This window comes from Hymenobacter swuensis DY53 (assembly GCF_000576555.1).
In the GTDB taxonomy this organism is placed as follows: domain Bacteria; phylum Bacteroidota; class Bacteroidia; order Cytophagales; family Hymenobacteraceae; genus Hymenobacter; species Hymenobacter swuensis.
Window position 1 is genome coordinate 920,590 of record NZ_CP007145.1, and the last position, 15,160, is coordinate 935,749.

At 57.9% G+C, this 15,160-nt stretch carries 13 protein-coding genes; 9 read left to right on the plus strand and 4 right to left on the minus strand.

Translation table 11 applies throughout. The features are described from left to right. Nucleotides 1–11 precede the first annotated feature (11 nt). The 5 genes from HSW_RS05405 to HSW_RS05425 are packed head-to-tail and all read left to right on the plus strand — an operon-like array spanning nucleotide 12 to nucleotide 6,381. A complete protein-coding gene (locus HSW_RS05405; protein WP_044001127.1) occupies nucleotides 12–1,559 on the plus strand; it encodes a lipopolysaccharide biosynthesis protein in 1,548 nt (515 codons plus the stop codon). A gap of 38 nt (nucleotides 1,560–1,597) precedes the next feature. Next, a complete protein-coding gene (locus HSW_RS05410; protein WP_044001128.1) occupies nucleotides 1,598–2,767 on the plus strand; it encodes a glycosyltransferase family 61 protein in 1,170 nt (389 codons plus the stop codon). Nucleotides 2,768–2,771: 4 nt separating this feature from the next. Continuing rightward, complete coding sequence (locus tag HSW_RS05415) at nucleotides 2,772–3,986, plus strand: glycosyltransferase family 4 protein (RefSeq protein WP_044001129.1); 1,215 nt, start codon at nucleotides 2,772–2,774, stop codon at nucleotides 3,984–3,986. Beyond that, the gene (locus tag HSW_RS05420) at nucleotides 3,983–5,245 is read left to right on the plus strand and encodes a glycosyltransferase (protein WP_044001130.1); all 1,263 of its coding nucleotides are present in this window, start codon (nucleotides 3,983–3,985) and stop codon (nucleotides 5,243–5,245) included. Before HSW_RS05415 ends, HSW_RS05420 begins: the two co-directional genes overlap by 4 nt. Further along, a complete protein-coding gene (locus tag HSW_RS05425; protein ID WP_044001131.1) occupies nucleotides 5,245–6,381 on the plus strand; it encodes a glycosyltransferase family 4 protein in 1,137 nt (378 codons plus the stop codon). The genes HSW_RS05420 and HSW_RS05425 overlap by 1 nt, the downstream gene beginning before the upstream one ends. Here the strand turns inward: HSW_RS05425 and rffA are convergent. Together rffA and HSW_RS05435 are read right to left on the minus strand one after the other, a co-directional pair. Further along, entirely contained in the window at nucleotides 6,374–7,552 is a 1,179-nt protein-coding gene (gene rffA, locus HSW_RS05430) for a dTDP-4-amino-4,6-dideoxygalactose transaminase (RefSeq protein ID WP_044001132.1), read from the minus strand. The two genes, HSW_RS05425 and rffA, sit on opposite strands and share 8 nt — an antisense overlap. Next, nucleotides 7,549–8,487, minus strand: a complete 939-nt coding sequence (locus HSW_RS05435; RefSeq protein WP_044001133.1) for a glycosyltransferase family 2 protein — start codon at nucleotides 8,485–8,487, stop codon at nucleotides 7,549–7,551. The genes rffA and HSW_RS05435 overlap by 4 nt, the downstream gene beginning before the upstream one ends. A gap of 183 nt (nucleotides 8,488–8,670) precedes the next feature. Here HSW_RS05435 and HSW_RS05440 point away from each other — a divergent pair, with 183 nt between their 5' ends. The 4 genes from HSW_RS05440 (at nucleotide 8,671) to HSW_RS05455 (ending at nucleotide 12,319) form a co-directional block, all read left to right on the plus strand. After that, the gene (locus HSW_RS05440; RefSeq protein WP_071883066.1) at nucleotides 8,671–9,807 is read left to right on the plus strand and encodes a glycosyltransferase family 4 protein; all 1,137 of its coding nucleotides are present in this window, start codon (nucleotides 8,671–8,673) and stop codon (nucleotides 9,805–9,807) included. Between the two features lie 78 nt (nucleotides 9,808–9,885). Further along, nucleotides 9,886–10,278, plus strand: a complete 393-nt coding sequence (locus HSW_RS05445) for a MaoC family dehydratase (protein WP_044001134.1) — start codon at nucleotides 9,886–9,888, stop codon at nucleotides 10,276–10,278. A gap of 57 nt (nucleotides 10,279–10,335) precedes the next feature. Further along, entirely contained in the window at nucleotides 10,336–11,187 is an 852-nt protein-coding gene (locus tag HSW_RS22540; RefSeq protein ID WP_052346145.1) for a carbohydrate deacetylase, read from the plus strand. A gap of 85 nt (nucleotides 11,188–11,272) precedes the next feature. Then, nucleotides 11,273–12,319, plus strand: a complete 1,047-nt coding sequence (locus HSW_RS05455) for a GNAT family N-acetyltransferase (RefSeq protein WP_044001135.1) — start codon at nucleotides 11,273–11,275, stop codon at nucleotides 12,317–12,319. Nucleotides 12,320–12,421: 102 nt separating this feature from the next. Here HSW_RS05455 and HSW_RS05460 read toward each other — a convergent pair whose 3' ends face one another. Together HSW_RS05460 and HSW_RS05465 are read right to left on the minus strand one after the other, a co-directional pair. Then, nucleotides 12,422–13,813 carry a hypothetical protein gene (locus tag HSW_RS05460; RefSeq protein ID WP_052346146.1) on the minus strand — a complete coding sequence of 464 codons (1,392 nt, stop codon included), beginning with the start codon at nucleotides 13,811–13,813 and terminating at the stop codon, nucleotides 12,422–12,424. Nucleotides 13,814–13,825: 12 nt separating this feature from the next. After that, the gene (locus HSW_RS05465) at nucleotides 13,826–15,079 is read right to left on the minus strand and encodes a hypothetical protein (protein WP_044001136.1); all 1,254 of its coding nucleotides are present in this window, start codon (nucleotides 15,077–15,079) and stop codon (nucleotides 13,826–13,828) included. Between the last annotated feature and the right edge of the window lie 81 nt (nucleotides 15,080–15,160).

Genomic DNA, 15,160 nt, shown 5'->3' on the forward strand with positions numbered 1-15,160 from the left:
AGTAGTTTTTCATGGCTGAAATTTCCCGTACCAAATCTGCCTTCTGGGGTACTGTCTCGACGCAGGCCTTCACCATCATTTCGATGGTGGTGTCTATCGTCAGCACACCTCTGATGGTAAAATACCTGGATAAGGATGCCTATGGGTTGTCTATTATCTTTTTTCAGATTGTTAACTATCTGGCCTTGTTTGACTTTGGTCTTTCCTCGGCCGTCATCCGCAACCTGGCTCTGCACCGGGGCGACGATGAGCACAACCGCCTGATGGTGAACCGCATTATGTCGACGGGGGTGCTAGTGGCGGCGGGATTCGGACTGCTGGTGGCCGTTCTGGGGATTAGTCTGGCGCCGTTGCTGCCCAAAGCTTACGACCTGCGGCCCGAACTGGCTGCCCCGGCCGTGCCCATCGTCATTACCCTGAGTTTGCTCGTGGGCGGACAGTTCATCCAGCGTGGTCTGGGCGGTATATTCTTTGCCCATCATCGGCAGGCGCTCATTGCCACGCCCATCTTTGCCGTCAACCTGCTCACCACTGGCCTGACACTGCTGCTACTGTGGCGCGGTGTGGGCCTGTGGACCTTCGTGTATGCCAACCTGTTTCAGCTGTTCGGTAACGGCGTAGTACAGATCTGGCTGCTGAAGCGGTACTATCCCAACGTGCGCATCAGCCCCAAGTTCTACGACAAGGCCCTGACACACTCCATGCTGGGCTACGGCTTCTTTATGTTTCTGCACGGACTGGCAACGCAGGTTATTCTGTACACCGACCGGCTGGTAATTGGTAAGGTGCTTTCCTTGACACTAGTGGCCGTGTTTTCGCTTACGGTACGGATTCCGGAAGTAGGGATGAACCTGCTGGGTCGCGTGACCGAAAATGCGCTGCCTGCCGTAGCCGAAATTGTGGTGCACGAAGGTTCCGCCCGGGCCCGCGTGTATTTCCACCGCATGATGCTGCTGATTGTGGTGATGAGTCTGGCGGCGTTCTGGCTAATGCTGGCCCTGGATGAGTGGTTTATCCGGTTATGGGTAGGGCCTGATTTTTTTGCCGGGCAGCAGGTGCTGGTGCTGGCGCTGATTATCATGGTGCAGCAGACTATCACCCGTACCGGGGTGTTTTTTCTGAACGCCAAAGGCATTGCCCGCCCTTTGAGCTTCGCCGCCATGATAGAAGCCGCCCTCAACCTGGTCTTGTCCATTGGGCTGGGTTACAAGATGGGCATGAGTGGCATTTTGCTCGGTACCATTCTGGCTGCTTTGTTTACCTCGGTGTGGTACGTGCCGTATCTGCTGCGCAAACACCTCGAAATTTCGATGATGGATTCCTTGGTACGCCCTATTCTGGGGCCTACGGTGGGTGTCAGCGCGGCAGGCATAGCCATTTACTTTCTGATCAGGGCGCTGGATGCGGTACCGTTCTTCAATAACTGGCTGTGGTTCCTGCCTATCGGGGCAGTCGTGTCGTTGCTAATGGGCATATTCGTGTGGCTGGTGTACCTGCGCAAGCCGATGGGCGAATACGTGCCGTTGCGTTTCCGCCGCTACCTGCTCGTTCAATCTTAACCATAACGGCCGCTCACGCGGCCGTTTTCTCGCCTGCTATGACCTCCGTTTCCAGCTTCCTCAACAAAGCCACCCGTACCGTACTCTGGCGTACCGGCCTGGGCCGCAAGGCGGCAGCCAGTTACTGGACCAACCGGGCCGAAGGCGCGGGCTTCCGCTACCTGTACCGCGAAACCGACGACGTATTTGCCAACGTGCCCACCCAGTTCGCCGATCCGGTGTTCACCAAGTTCATTGCCGAGGACAACAAGCGCTGGACTATGCAGGAAAGTTCTGTGGTGGAAGTGGACGATGTGCTGCTAGAGCCGGAACGGCTGCTGGGCATTCGGGCGGGGCGGGAAGTGGTGGAGCAAACCGTGGTGTACAAGCACGACCGGCAGTACCCGTACATTCTGCCCTACCTGCTGCGGCCGAGCAAAACCACGCAGCTGGCCACGGCCATCTGGTATGATGGCTCGGCAACGCGCAACTACTTCCACCATCTGGTAGATGCCCTCATCAGCCTGCAACAGCTGGAACGCAGCAAGCTGCCGCTGGATACACCCGTGCTCATCACCAAGAAGATGTACGACACAGTGTATTTTCAGTATCTGTACCAACGGAGCACCCAGTTGCGGCAGCTGAACTGGTACGTGGTGGGAGACCAGGAGTGGGTGCAGGTGAAAAAGCTCTACAAGCTGCAAACCGCGCCTTACAGTCCGGCCGCCTGGCGCACTATGCGCGAGCTGTACGCCATGCCCGACGTAAAGCCCTGGCGCAAGGTATTCCTGAACCGGGACCGGAACCGCTACGGCCGCTACCTCGACAACGAGCGGGAAGTGGTGGACATGCTCAAGCGCCACGGTTTCGAGGAAATGTTTGCCGAAAACCTCACTATCGAGCAGCAGGCCCAATTATTTCAGGAGACTGAGTACTTAGTAGCGCTGCACGGGGCCGGCATGATCCAGCAGTTCTTCATGAACTACGCCCACAGCCACGTCATCGAAATAATGCCCGGCAACTACCTGCAGCCGCTGTATTACTGGCAGGCCTACACGATGGGCCTGAAGTACTACGATGTGATTGTGGGCGGTACCATGCGCGACGGTAAAGAATACCCGGTGGATGTAGCAGCCGTGGAAGCGGCCGTGGAGCGGATGTTGAATAACCAGCACCCCGGGCGCGTGTATGGCCTCACGGAACTCCCGGCGGCCCCAGCTGTTTCCTAAGGCTATGAAAATCCTCATCGTTCTGGAAGATCTGCGCACCGGTGGCGCCCAGACTTTTGCCTTACGCCTGGCCCAGGCCCTGCACGTGGCCGGCCACCAGGTGCATTTGTATGACCAGTACGCGCACTTGGTTAACCAGAACCTGGTGCGGCAACTGGCCCCGGATGTGCCGGTGGTTTCCTACGGAGCCGCGTCGCCGGGACTGGATGCGGTGTTGCGCAAAGCCGCCGGGCTGGGCCGCCGCCTCGGTCGCCCCGACTGGCTGCGGGAGGAGCAGGTTATCCGCCACCTGCGCCAGACGATTCAGCGCCTGCAACCCGACGTGGTTAACAGCCACACCATTAAGGCCGATTACGTGGCCGCCAAGGCGGTGCAGGGGCTGGCGGTTCCGCTGGTCATCACCATGCATGGCTGCTACGAGCTGTTTCTGCACAAAACCGACGCGCCGGAAGTCACGCCCAAGGGCAACTTCGCGTTGCAGCAGGCGGCAGCGGTGGTGTATCTCACAGCCAAAAACCTGGAAATATTCGAACAGCAGGGCGTCCGGCCGTTGAATAAGCTGCTGAACCGCAAAATCTACAACGGCTTCGACGGCCAGTTCTCGGCCGAAAAGCCTCAGCACACCCGCGCCGCGCTGGGTATTCCGGCCGAAGCCAAAGTGTTCGGGATGGTAGCGCGGGGCATTCCGGAGAAAGGCTGGGCCCATGCCGTCAACTCATTTCTGGCCCTGGAGGCTGCCCACCCCGAGCTGCATCTGGTGCTGGTAGGGGAGAGTGACTACCTCACCCAACTGCGCGCCGAGCACCCGCACGAGCGGATTCACTTCACGGGCTTCTCGCGCAACCCCATTGATTGGGTTGATTTGTTCGATGTGGGGCTGCTGCCTAGCTACTTCCACGCCGAAAGCCTGCCCAACTCCATTGCCGAATACCTCTCGTGCGGCAAGCCCGTTATTGCCAGTCGCATTGGTGAGGTGCCGGCCATGCTGGAATCCGAGGCTGGTCTGGCTGGGGTAGTGCTGGACCAGGCCAACTGGCAGCTCACCGACCCCAACCAACTCACGGAAGCCATGCGCGCCTACCTGACGCAGCCGGCGCTGCTGGTTGAGCATCAGCACCGCGCGCCCCTGGCTTTCGAGAAATTCCGCATGAAGCACTGTCTGGCCGCTTACGAAGACCTTTTCCAGCAGGCCCGCGCCGCCCAACCCCAATCCGCATGAGTACACCTGCCTCCCCAAAGCCGGCCCGCAACCTGCTCCTTCTGATTTCGAACCTGGGCCTGGGCGGGGCGCAGCGCGTTTTCCACGACCACAGCGTGGAACTGGCCAAGCACTACCACGTCACGGAGGCCGTATTCAACATAGAAGGCGGCAATATGTACCCCAGCGGCAATGAAATGCTGAGTCTGGAGGTGGATGGCGGCGGCAGTCCGGCTGATAAAATCCGCAACTTCGGCCGCCGCATCGGGCGGCTGCGGGCCCTCAAGCGCCGCCTGCGCGCCGATGTGTGCGTGAGTCACCTGGAAGGCGCCGACTACGTGAATCTGCTCAGCAAAGGCTCCGAGAAAGTGGTGCTCTGCATTCACGGCTCCAAGCTGCACGACGGCAACATAACCGGCCTGGTGGGCTGGCTGCGCAAGAAAGTGCTCATGCCCGGCCTTTACAACCGCGCCGATAAAATCGTGACGGTGAGCCGCGACATCAACCCGGAGTTGATTGAGGGTTTCGGGGTGAAACCCGAAAAGCTGGTCACCATCAATAACTTCTTCGAGGTAGCCCAGATTGAGGCGAAGTCACGGGAGCCGCTGACGGTCCAGGAGCAGGCCGTGTACGATGCCGCGCCGGTCCTCGTCACCTCCGGCCGCCTCACCATCCAGAAAAACCAGGCCCCGCTGCTCGATTCGTTTGCCGCCCTCATCAAGCGGCGGCCGGCCAAGCTGGTGTTCGTAGGCGACGGGGAGTTGCGCGAAGACCTTACCCGCCATGCCCGCCAACTGGGTCTGCGCGTGTACGAAGCCTGGAACAAGGACGCCCTCACGCCCGACTACGACGTGTATTTTCTGGGCCTCCAGCAGAACCCGTTCAAGTACATCCGGCCGGCTTCTCTGTTCGTGTTTCCCTCGGCCTGGGAAGGCTTCCCGATGGCGCTCGGCGAAGCTATGATTTGCGGTGTCCCAGCCGTAACTACCGACTGCCCCACCGGGCCCCGCGAAATTCTGGCTCCCAGCACCGGCACGCCCCGCACCGGCATCCGGGCCGCCGAAAAGGCCGAGTTCGGAATGCTGATGCCTATGCTCAACCAGCCCGCCACGCTGGCCGCCGACCAGCGCGTGTGGACCGAAATGCTCTACCAGCTGCTCGGCGACGAAGCTGAGCGGGAACGGCTGGGCCGCTTGGCCAGCCTGCGCATGCAGGATTTCACCCGGGAAAAGATTTTCCGCCAGTGGGTGGCCGTACTCGAAGACGTACTCGCGAACTAATGCCTCAGCTGACTACCAAGCCCATTATTCTCATTGCCGATAACTCCACGGCCGTAACCGGGGCCCTCATGGCCATCCGCAACGCTACCGACCGGCTGCGCGACCAGTACGAGTTTGTGTACGTGCTGCCCACCGGGAGCCGGGGCCGCCCCGTGCTGGAGGCAGCGGGCTACCGGGTGCAGGAGTTGCCGTTCGTGGAAATCAGCAAGCGGGTGCGTAACCTGCTGCTGTACGTGCCCATGCTGCTGTTGAACGGCTGGCGGCTGGCCGCGCTAGTCCGCCGGGAGCGGGCGGCGGCCATCCACATGAACGACTTCTACAACCTGACCGGCGTAGTAGCCCGGCTGCTCACCGGCCGGCCGCTAATTACGCACGTGCGGTTTTTGCCCCACACCCAGATGCAGCCGTTGGCCCGCACCTGGCGCTGGGTAGCCGAGCATCTGGCCCAGCGGGTGGTGTGCGTGTCGCAGGCGGTGTATTCGTATTTTCAGCCGCTGCCGCACATCAGCGTTATTTTCGATCCGGTACCGGAGGGCGAAAAATATCCGCCCACCGACCTCACGCCCCGGCCCGATGGGAGCGTGCGGGTGCTGTTTCTGGGCAACTACATTCCCGGCAAAGGCCAGAATTTTGCCGTGGAGGCCTTCAAAACTGCATATGCCCAGCAGCCCAACCTGCGGCTGCACTTTGCCGGCGGCGACATGGGCCTGGAGAAAAACCGCGCGTATCGGCAGCAGCTGGAAACGGCCGTAGCCGCCGCTGGCCTGCAGGAAGTCGTGACGTTCGGCAGTTTCGTGCAGGATGTGGAAGCGGCCATCAAGCAGGCCGATATCGTGCTGAACTTCTCCGAGTCGGAGTCCTTTTCGCTCACCTGCCTTGATGCCCTGTATTTCGGTACGCCCCTGATTGCCACCGACTGCGGGGGACCCGCCGAACTGTTCGAGTCGGGCCGCTCCGGCCTGCTGGTACCCAACCGCGACGTGCCCGCTATGACGCAGGCCCTATTGCAACTGGCCGCCGATGCCGGGCTGCGCCAGCGGTTCGCCGCCGCCGGCCGGGAGTTCGTGCGCCACAAGTTCCGGCCGGAATCCAGCTATAAGCAACTCGGCCGGCTGTATGCCGAGGTGCTTAACTAGCTATCTGAAGGAAGTCGGAGGACTGATAAAATGCGTGAATAGCGGCCACTACTCGTTGTTGCTGCTCCGGGTGCAGATCATGGTAGAGCGGAAGTCGCACAAGCGTCTGGCCGAAACGGATGGCGTGGGGGAGGGGGCGTCCGTCGTGCCGGGCGGTGTAGTAAGGGCTGCTGTGGAGCGGCAGGTAATGGAAAACCGCTAGGATGTGCCGGGCCCGTAAATATGCCAGAAGCGCTTCCCGTTCGGTTTCCGTGCGGCAGAGCAACGCAAACAGGTGCCAGTTCGGCTGGCCTTCAGCAGAAACCGGGAGTAACTGAAAACAGCCAGCGGCTGCCAGCGGAGTCAGGGCCGACTCATACGTTTTCCATAGCCGTTGCCGCTGCTGCTGAATAGCCTGCCGGTTTTCCAGCTGTGCCCACAGATACGCTGCGTTCAGTTCGGAGGGCAGAAAGGAGGAACCCACATCCACCCACTCATAACGGGCGGCCTCGCCCCGGGCGAAGGCAGCGCGGTTGGTCCCTTTCTCCCAGATGATTTCGGCACGAGCGGCCAACTCCGGGTCGTTGACGGCCAACAGACCGCCTTCCCCGGCGCTCAGGTTTTTAGTTTCGTGGAAGGAAAACGCCGCTAGGTGCCCGAAGGTACCCAGTGGCCGGTTGTGGTAAGTAGCCTCAATAGCCTGGGCAGCATCTTCCACCACCCACAGACCGTGTTGCGCTGCCAAGGCCATAATCCCGGCCATGTTGCAGGCCGTGCCGCCGTAATGCACCGGCACGATGGCCCGCGTGCGGGGCGTAATGAGGGCCTCCAGGCAAGCTACATCCAGGTTAGGATGCTCGGGCAGGCTGTCGGCGAAGACAATACGAGCCCCGCGCAGGACAAAGGCGTTGGCCGTGGAGGTGAACGTGTAGCTGGGAACAATTACCTCGTCGCCGGGCTGAATATTGAGCAGTAACGCGGCCATTTCCAGAGCATCGGTGCCGCTGGTAGTCAGCAACGCTTTAGGGATACCGTACTGCTGCTCGAAAAACTGCTGGCACCGTTGGGTAAACCAGCCGTTGCCGGAAAGCTTGCCCGCTGCTACCGCTTGCCGGATATACTCCAGTTCCGGTCCTGCCAGGTGCGGCTGGTTGAAAGGAATGAAATCGGGTGGCAGGGGAGTGGGAATCATGCAGGCGTGGTGGTTTCGGCTACGACATACAGCGGTCGGTTACGCACGCCTTCAAACGTTTTGCCCACGTACAGCCCTACGATGCCCAGCACCGAGATAATAATGCCCGAAAACAGGCTGATGGACACGATGAGGCTGGCGTAGCCGGGCACCGTAATCTGGCCCAGCAGGTAGCGGCCCATCATTATAAGGCCCAGCAGAAAGGCACCACCCGAAAGTAACAACCCAAAATACACCGCCAGCCGCAGGGGTTTATCGGAGTACGTCAGTAGAATATCGAGGGCCAGCTGCAGGCGGCGCGCCAAAGAATAGGAGGAAGGCCGGCTGCCCGCTCCGTGGGTAACCGCCAGCGTAGTTTGCCGGAACCCGGCCCAGCGCACCATGGTAGGGAAGTAGCGCGTGCTTTCGCGCAGGCGCAATACCGTATCAATCAGCCGCCGGTGGTAGATGCCAAAGTTGCCGATTTCGGGGTCCTGTGGTTCGCCGGTTAGGTAGGCCAGTACCTGGTAAAATAACCGCGAACCGCCCCGTACAGGGGCTGTGTCGGTGCGGTGGCCGCGACGAGCCAGCACGGCTTCATAACCTTCCCGGGCCATAGCCAGCAGGCGCGGAATTTCCTCAGGCTGGTCCTGCAGGTCACAGTCCATCACCACTATCCACTCGCCCCGGCTGGTTTCCAGACCGGCCGTCAGGGCATGATGCTGGCCAAAATTCCGCGACAGACGCAGCCCCCGTACGCGGGTGTCCTGGGCGGCGTACGCCTGCACGAGCGGCCAGTCGGCGGGGTCAGGACTGGCATCGTCTACCAGCACAATTTCATACGCTTCTGTCAGCGGCTGCAGGGCTTGCTGCAGGCGTTGTAGCAGTACCGCCAGCACCGCACCGGCCCGATACACAGGTATCACAACGGAAAGCAGCGGGACGTGAGCAGGCATGGAGTAGGGTAAATAGGGCCAAATATAGCCACTCCGGCGTGGCAGCGTGCCTGACGGCTCCGCAGGACGCGGGAATAGTTTCGTACTTTTGTGGCGGGGTATCGTAAGAAGACCCCATTCTGTACCGGCTGAGTGTGAGCCGGCTACTCAGGTCTGCGGACTATTATCAGGTATGTTTTTCGAATGAAGATTCTTTTTTTGACCCCGTACCCGGCCGGGGAGGCACCGTCGCAACGTTTTCGGTTTGAGCAGTATTTCCCGGCTCTGCGGGAACGGGGTATTGCGTACACCGAGCGTTCCTTCCTCGATCTGGCTACCTGGCGAATTTTATACAAGCCTGGGCATCAGGCCGCCAAAATCTGGGGCATCGTGAAGGGCTTCGGACGGCGTGTGAAACACATGCTAGAAGTGCCCGGCTATGATTACGTGTTCATCCACCGGGAAATAACGCCCATCGGTCCGCCCGTTTTTGAGTGGATTGTGGCCAAGCTGCTGGGCAAGAAAATCATCTACGACTTCGACGATGCCATCTGGATGGCCCTCACCTCGAAGCATAACCAGATGGCCGCCATTGTGAAGTGGCACAGCAAAGTGGCTTCCATCTGTGGCTGGAGCTACAAGGTGAGCTGCGGCAATGACTTCCTCTGCGACTACGCCCGGCAGTTCAACCCCAGCGTGGTGCTCAACCCCACTACCATCGACACGGTACACCTGCATAACCGTACCAACCCGCAAACCAGCGAAAAAGTAGTGCTGGGCTGGACGGGTACGCACTCCAACATGGTGTATCTGGCTTCGTTGCTGCCCGTGCTGCGCCGCTTGGAGGAAAAGTACGACTTCACGTTCCGCGTCATCTCCAACCAGGATCCGCAGCTGGAACTCAAGAGCTTCGATTACGTGCCCTGGCAGAAGGCCACCGAAATTGCCGACTTGGTGCAGTTCAACGCGGGCGTGATGCCGCTGGAGGAGAAAGTCAGCCCGTTGTCGTTGGGCAAGTGTGGGTTCAAGGCCTTGCAGTACATGTCGTTGGGTATTCCGGCTGTGGCTTCGCCAGTGGGCGTGAATACCAAAATCGTGACCGACAACGTGAATGGCTTCCTCTGCGAAACTGAGGAAGACTGGTACCAGGCCCTGGCCCGGCTGATTGAGGATGCCGAGTTGCGCCGCCGCCTGGGAGCCAACGCCCAGCGCACAGTGCAGGAGCGGTATTCCGTGCTGTCGAACACCGAGAATTTTATCCGGCTGTTTTCAGCTGCTGGTGTCAGCTTGCCTCTAATAGCCGCCAGTGCAGCCCCCACGTCGGCAACTGCCCATCGGTAGCTGCGTAAGCGGGCCGGCTGCCGGCTGATAGTTCCCTTGGCGGCGCGTCCGTACCTTGCTGCTTCATTTTTCTCCGCTATGTTAGAAATCGGCCAGAAAGCCCAGCTTTCCAAAACCATTACCGACGCCGACGTGCGCGCCTTCGCCCAACTTTCCCTCGATACTAACCCAGTGCATCTGGATGAGGAGTACGCGCAGCAAAGTCTGTTCGGGCAGCGCATCAGCCACGGCATGCTCTATGGCTCGTTGATTAGTGCCGTATTGGGCACGCAACTGCCGGGGCCGGGTGCCATCTATATGGGTCAGACCTTCAAATTTCTGAAGCCGGTGTATCTGAACGACACCATCACCGCCCAGGTAGAAGTGCTGACGCTCAACGAAGAAAAGCACATTGCCACTCTGCAAACTACCTGCGTAAACCAGGATGGTAAGCTCGTCCTGACGGGTGAAGCCACCATGAAATACGCCTGATTCACCTGATTTACCCCTGGCCGGCTCCTTGGATGGATCCAGCCGTTGCTTGCATATATGCGCAAAGTCATTATCAACGCCGACGATTTTGGGCTTTGCAGCTCGGTTAACGCGGCTATTGTTGCCTGCTACCAGGCCGGCAACCTCACCAGCACTACCTGCATGGTAAATATGCCGGGAACAGTGGAAGCAGCCCAATTGGCTGCCGCCAACCCTGGCTTGGCAATCGGGCTGCATTTCTGCCTTACGGAAGGAAAGCCGCTTACGAGCAGTCCTTCTCTTACAGCTGCCAACGGTGAGTTTTATGATCGGGGGACGCTCATGCGCCGGATTGTGCGCGGCCAAGTGAAAACGCAGGAAATAGCGGCGGAATTCGCGGCCCAACTCGCCAAGCTGCGTAGCCTAGGTATTGCGCCTACCCACACCGATTCGCATCAGCACACCCACATGAACCCGTTTGTATTCCGGGCTATCCTGCCTCACATCCGGCAGCAAAAACTGCCTGTCCGGCTGGCCACGCCTCCGCAACTATCGACCAGTTTGCTGTTTACGCGGCCGGCTCGCTATGCCAAACAATGGGTGCTGCAGCAGATGAGCAACCTGTTCCGGAAGCAACTAAGCGTGGCTACGAATGATTGTCTGGTTTCGGTACACCAGCTGCCGGCTGCCGTGGTTCCGACGGCTGATACGTTCCGTCAGTTGGTAGCCACCGCCCCCGATGACTGTGTGGTGGAGTTGATGGTGCATCCCTACATTATGGGACCCGACGTGGCCGCTCTTTACCCGCACGATGCCGCTGCCCGGGAGCCCTTCTTCGCCAAGTGCGTGCAGGAATTCGAGGTACTTCGGCAGGTACCTGTTTTCAAAGACGACGCGCAGGTGCAACTCACTACTTTTCAATCATACTGAACGGCGCAGTTATAGCTACCTGCTTCGTTTCCCCTTTCGTAATTCATTGCCTTTCCCCATGGAACAGAATCTGCTTTTCAGAAGCATGCACAAGGATCCGCAGGATTACCGGCGCTTCAAGGAATGTTTTGACCGCAACGACTCGCCACGCGCCCTGGATAAGGTAGAGTGGCAGTACGACACTGGTTTCGCTGATGAACTGCTGGTAAATGTAGCCGTGGAGCCGACGCCCACCGACGAGGAAATTGCGGCTATTTACGCGGTGTTTCCGGTGCCGTTTTCCTTGCAGGGACAGGCAGTAAAAGCGGCTCAGTCGCTGGATACTATGACCGATACCCGGCACCAGGGTAAGGGCCTGTTCAAAAAGCTGGCCCAGCAGGTGTACACCCGGTGTCGGGAAGGGAATTACCGGCTGGTATATGGCTTTCCGAACGGTAATTCCGCGTATGCTTTCTTCAATCGGCTGGGCTGGAAGGAAGTAGCCGAAGTTCCCTTCATGATAGCTCCGCTGCGTACCAAGTATTTCCTGCAGCGCCTACCGGTTCTGAAGCACTTGGCGGCTGTGCTGCCGGATATCCAGTGGCGGGGTAAAAAGAGCGTGCCCTCTGTGTACAAAGAAGGTATCCGCCCCATTGAGCGGTTTGACGAGCAGGCAGAAACTCTATGGAAAAAGTTTGCGGCCAACATTCCGCTGGCCGTTACCCGCAACGCACAGTACCTCAACTGGCGGTTTCTGCAGAAGCCCGGCGAGAAATATGAGATGCGCGGATACTGGGAGAAAGGGGTGCTGACTGGCTACGTAATCTACGTGGTGAAGGAAAAGCATGGAGGCCGTATCGGCTACCTCATGGAACTGATTACCGATCCGGCCCAGCCAGCCTGTGGCGACGCCCTGTTGCGCACTGCCCTCAATGATATGGTAGCGCAGAAAGCCGATGCATGCCTAGCCTGGAACTTTGCACACTCGCCTAACAATGCGCTGCACAAGCAGAATGGCTTTTATCCCATGCCACCCAAATTACGGCCTATCGAACTGCACTTTGGGGTACTGGCTATGCAGGCCGAGGATGAACCGTTGCTGGCGGAGGAAAAGAACTGGTACCTGAGCTACTGTGATTCTGACACAGTATAACTAAGCCAGCCAGAACCTCAATAAAACGGTTTCCGCCCCAAACGCATTCGTTGTTTGGGGCGGAAACCGTTTTATTGAGGTCCTGATGTTCAACCCGGCTGACTAGCCAGCCGAAGCAATAGTCAGCTCTGGCCGCCGTATGGGCTGAACGACCCGGCGACGCTTTTTGCGGGCCACCGGAATGCCATCCTGCAAAACCATTAGACCCGTGACGTAGAAAGGCCACATGGGAATGCGGTAGCGCACCAGATTGCCAAAATTACCCGCGGTAGCAGCTGTCCCGATGGCAAATATTACGGAGAAAATTATGCAGAATAATGCCAGTGGTGTACTACCGATTCGCCCAAATGTGCGCAGGAAACCGGTTTTACGAAAGACTTGAAATGTGAGGTACGTAATCCACAGAATCTCAAATCCTGACAATAGCATTACGGGGTTGTTCACTTCCCACATAAAAGGCCGGAACAGACCAATAACAAATGCCTTGGGCGCTATTTTGGGAATATCCTGCGGCCCGGTAAAGTCTTCCATAGCATAGCCGGAGTTGCCCATGCCGCGGCCCTTATTAACCTCTGTATGGCTGATACTATTGTGGTAAGTGGAGGCAACGGTAGCGCGGTCCTCAATTTTGTCAAAGTCGTAGTTTTGGTTGCCCGCTGCTACTGATTGGCTGACTATGAACCCAATAGCTCCTCCCAATACAATCATGATGGGCATCGCCAACGCCCGTAACACCCCCGATTTAATACGGGCACTGTATTGCGTAGTGACCCACAGCATAACCGGCGGAATAAAGCTGATGAGGATGTAAATCTTTACCGATTTCAACACGAAGCCGGCAACGAGAATAGCTATAGCTGCCTGCAGCATCTGAGTGCGGGCTACCAGCAGGTTATAGAAGGCATAGAACATCCATCCCAAAGAACCCATGCATAGTGCATCTTTGGAAATGCCTGATCCCCAGAAGAATACGGAGGGAACGAAGAACACAGCAATGGCTAATTGCTTGTACAGACGTGGGTACAAGCGCAGGAACGTGGTGTATAACGCCCACACTCCACTAAAGCTGACAAAGGCAAACATCAATGCAATAACGGAATAGGTGTGAAAGCAGAACAGGCCGAAAAGGCCGGTTACTTTTACCACAAAGTATTCGGTTTCCGAGTGGAACCAGTGCATCTGGGCCACATACTTGGCCATCGATGCATCATACACGTTGTTGCTGGAAAGCAGAAGTTTGATGCCTATAGTCGGCGATTCAAAAAAAGCTTCGTGAATGGTTTTGCTCTCGTTATAGTAATTGAAAGTATCGCCGCCCCCGTAGTAAAACTGGTAAATAAGTCCCAGAGAAATAGCCCCCAAAAACTTTACTGAGAGGGCAGGAATAAAGTACTTTCGGGTAAGTGGATTAGTAAAGCGCTTGCGCAGGGCGAAGGCTAGGGCATAGAACAGGCCCAGATATAGCGGCGTCAGAAATAGATCTTTGAGTTCCATGCGCAGCGGGGCTTACTTCGTCTTCAAATATGCTTTGGCCTCCCGGTACTGCTCCGATTTGCGCTCGGATTTATCCAAGACCACTGTGTAGTAGCGGCGGGCTGCCGGAGCATCTTTGGCCTTATCGGCTAGGCGGGCCAAGGCCAGATTGGCAAACACGTAAAAACCGTACTTAGTTTCCCCATTCAGTTCCGCAAACACGATGCACCGCTGGTAGTATTCCTTGGCCTTGGTATAGTTCTTATACCTGTTCTGCATCAGATACCCCAGGAAATAGGTAGCATAGCGGCCACTGTTGGCTTCGTAGCCGGGCAGGCCCTGGTTCAGCTTCTCCAGCATATCCCGGCTTACCCGCTCACATTCCCGAAACTCACCCTGGCGGAAGCAGATGTTGGCATAGATTCGCTGGAAATAACCGTTGTCGGGATACGTGGTGGCTAGGTAGCGGGCCAGTGGCATGGCTTGCTCGGGCTTATCTTCTTCGTTGAGCAGAATGCGCATCAGGAATACGCGCGCTTCCGGCCCCACGTAGAAGCCGTTGTCGGCCACGTTACGGAGCTGCTGCAGCCCCAGCTGCTTATTACCTTTTGGGAAAAACAGCAATACCGGCTTGAGGAGTGGATAATTATCGGGAATCCAGACGGCGTAGTAGTTGAACAATGCCTGTCCGAACAGAAACTCCGGACTGAGGCCGTTAGCTTCTTTGCTTTTGTCGAGGTAATCCAAGGCCCGCTTGGCACTGACGGTGGCTTTGCGCCAGTCGTGGCGCTCGGCGTGCAGGCGGCCGTCGAAACCATAACCAGCCGCCAAGAAAAAACTGGCTTCGTAGTTCTGATTATCGGCTTTGTACATGGCTTCCCCCTTGGCAATGGTGGTATCCATGTAGGCGAAAAACTGCTTGTCGTAAAGCGTCGTTTGGATGCCGCTCGGCATAATTTTCCACCACGTACTCAGGCCCAGCAGAAAGTAGGGCATGGGGTGGTTGGGGTAGCGGCGGCGCAGGCTGCGGAACTGCCGCTCGGCCTTATCATACTTGAAATTGTACAGGTTATATACCGCTCCTTCCAGTTCCGTCTGGATATCCTTATCCATGAGCAGCCAGCCCTTGGTATCCACAGCGGCAGGAGCCACATCCACGTTTTCCAGGCGTACTTGCCGCACCGAATCGGGTAGGGCAGCGGGCCTAGCAGTGTCAGGTTGCTGGGCCCGGACTGCCAGCGGCAGCAACAGGAGAAGCAACAGGACAAATTGAACGCGTGGGAGCATAGGTATACTAAAGTTGCGGCTACAAACACTAACTGGATTATGCCCTACACCGCCCATACAGGCAGCTAAAGTAGGACATTT

Coding starts and splice junctions, on each gene's coding strand:
- HSW_RS05465 (WP_044001136.1), bottom strand. CDS start 15,079: ATGCTCCCACGCGTTCAATTTGTCCTGTTGCTTCTCCTGTTGCTGCCG.
- HSW_RS05425 (WP_044001131.1), top strand. CDS start 5,245: ATGCCTCAGCTGACTACCAAGCCCATTATTCTCATTGCCGATAACTCC.
- HSW_RS05415 (WP_044001129.1), top strand. CDS start 2,772: ATGAAAATCCTCATCGTTCTGGAAGATCTGCGCACCGGTGGCGCCCAG.
- HSW_RS22540 (WP_052346145.1), top strand. CDS start 10,336: ATGCGCAAAGTCATTATCAACGCCGACGATTTTGGGCTTTGCAGCTCG.
- rffA (WP_044001132.1), bottom strand. CDS start 7,552: ATGATTCCCACTCCCCTGCCACCCGATTTCATTCCTTTCAACCAGCCG.
- HSW_RS05445 (WP_044001134.1), top strand. CDS start 9,886: ATGTTAGAAATCGGCCAGAAAGCCCAGCTTTCCAAAACCATTACCGAC.
- HSW_RS05455 (WP_044001135.1), top strand. CDS start 11,273: ATGCACAAGGATCCGCAGGATTACCGGCGCTTCAAGGAATGTTTTGAC.
- HSW_RS05440 (WP_071883066.1), top strand. CDS start 8,671: ATGAAGATTCTTTTTTTGACCCCGTACCCGGCCGGGGAGGCACCGTCG.
- HSW_RS05405 (WP_044001127.1), top strand. CDS start 12: ATGGCTGAAATTTCCCGTACCAAATCTGCCTTCTGGGGTACTGTCTCG.
- HSW_RS05410 (WP_044001128.1), top strand. CDS start 1,598: ATGACCTCCGTTTCCAGCTTCCTCAACAAAGCCACCCGTACCGTACTC.
- HSW_RS05420 (WP_044001130.1), top strand. CDS start 3,983: ATGAGTACACCTGCCTCCCCAAAGCCGGCCCGCAACCTGCTCCTTCTG.
- HSW_RS05460 (WP_052346146.1), bottom strand. CDS start 13,813: ATGGAACTCAAAGATCTATTTCTGACGCCGCTATATCTGGGCCTGTTC.
- HSW_RS05435 (WP_044001133.1), bottom strand. CDS start 8,487: ATGCCTGCTCACGTCCCGCTGCTTTCCGTTGTGATACCTGTGTATCGG.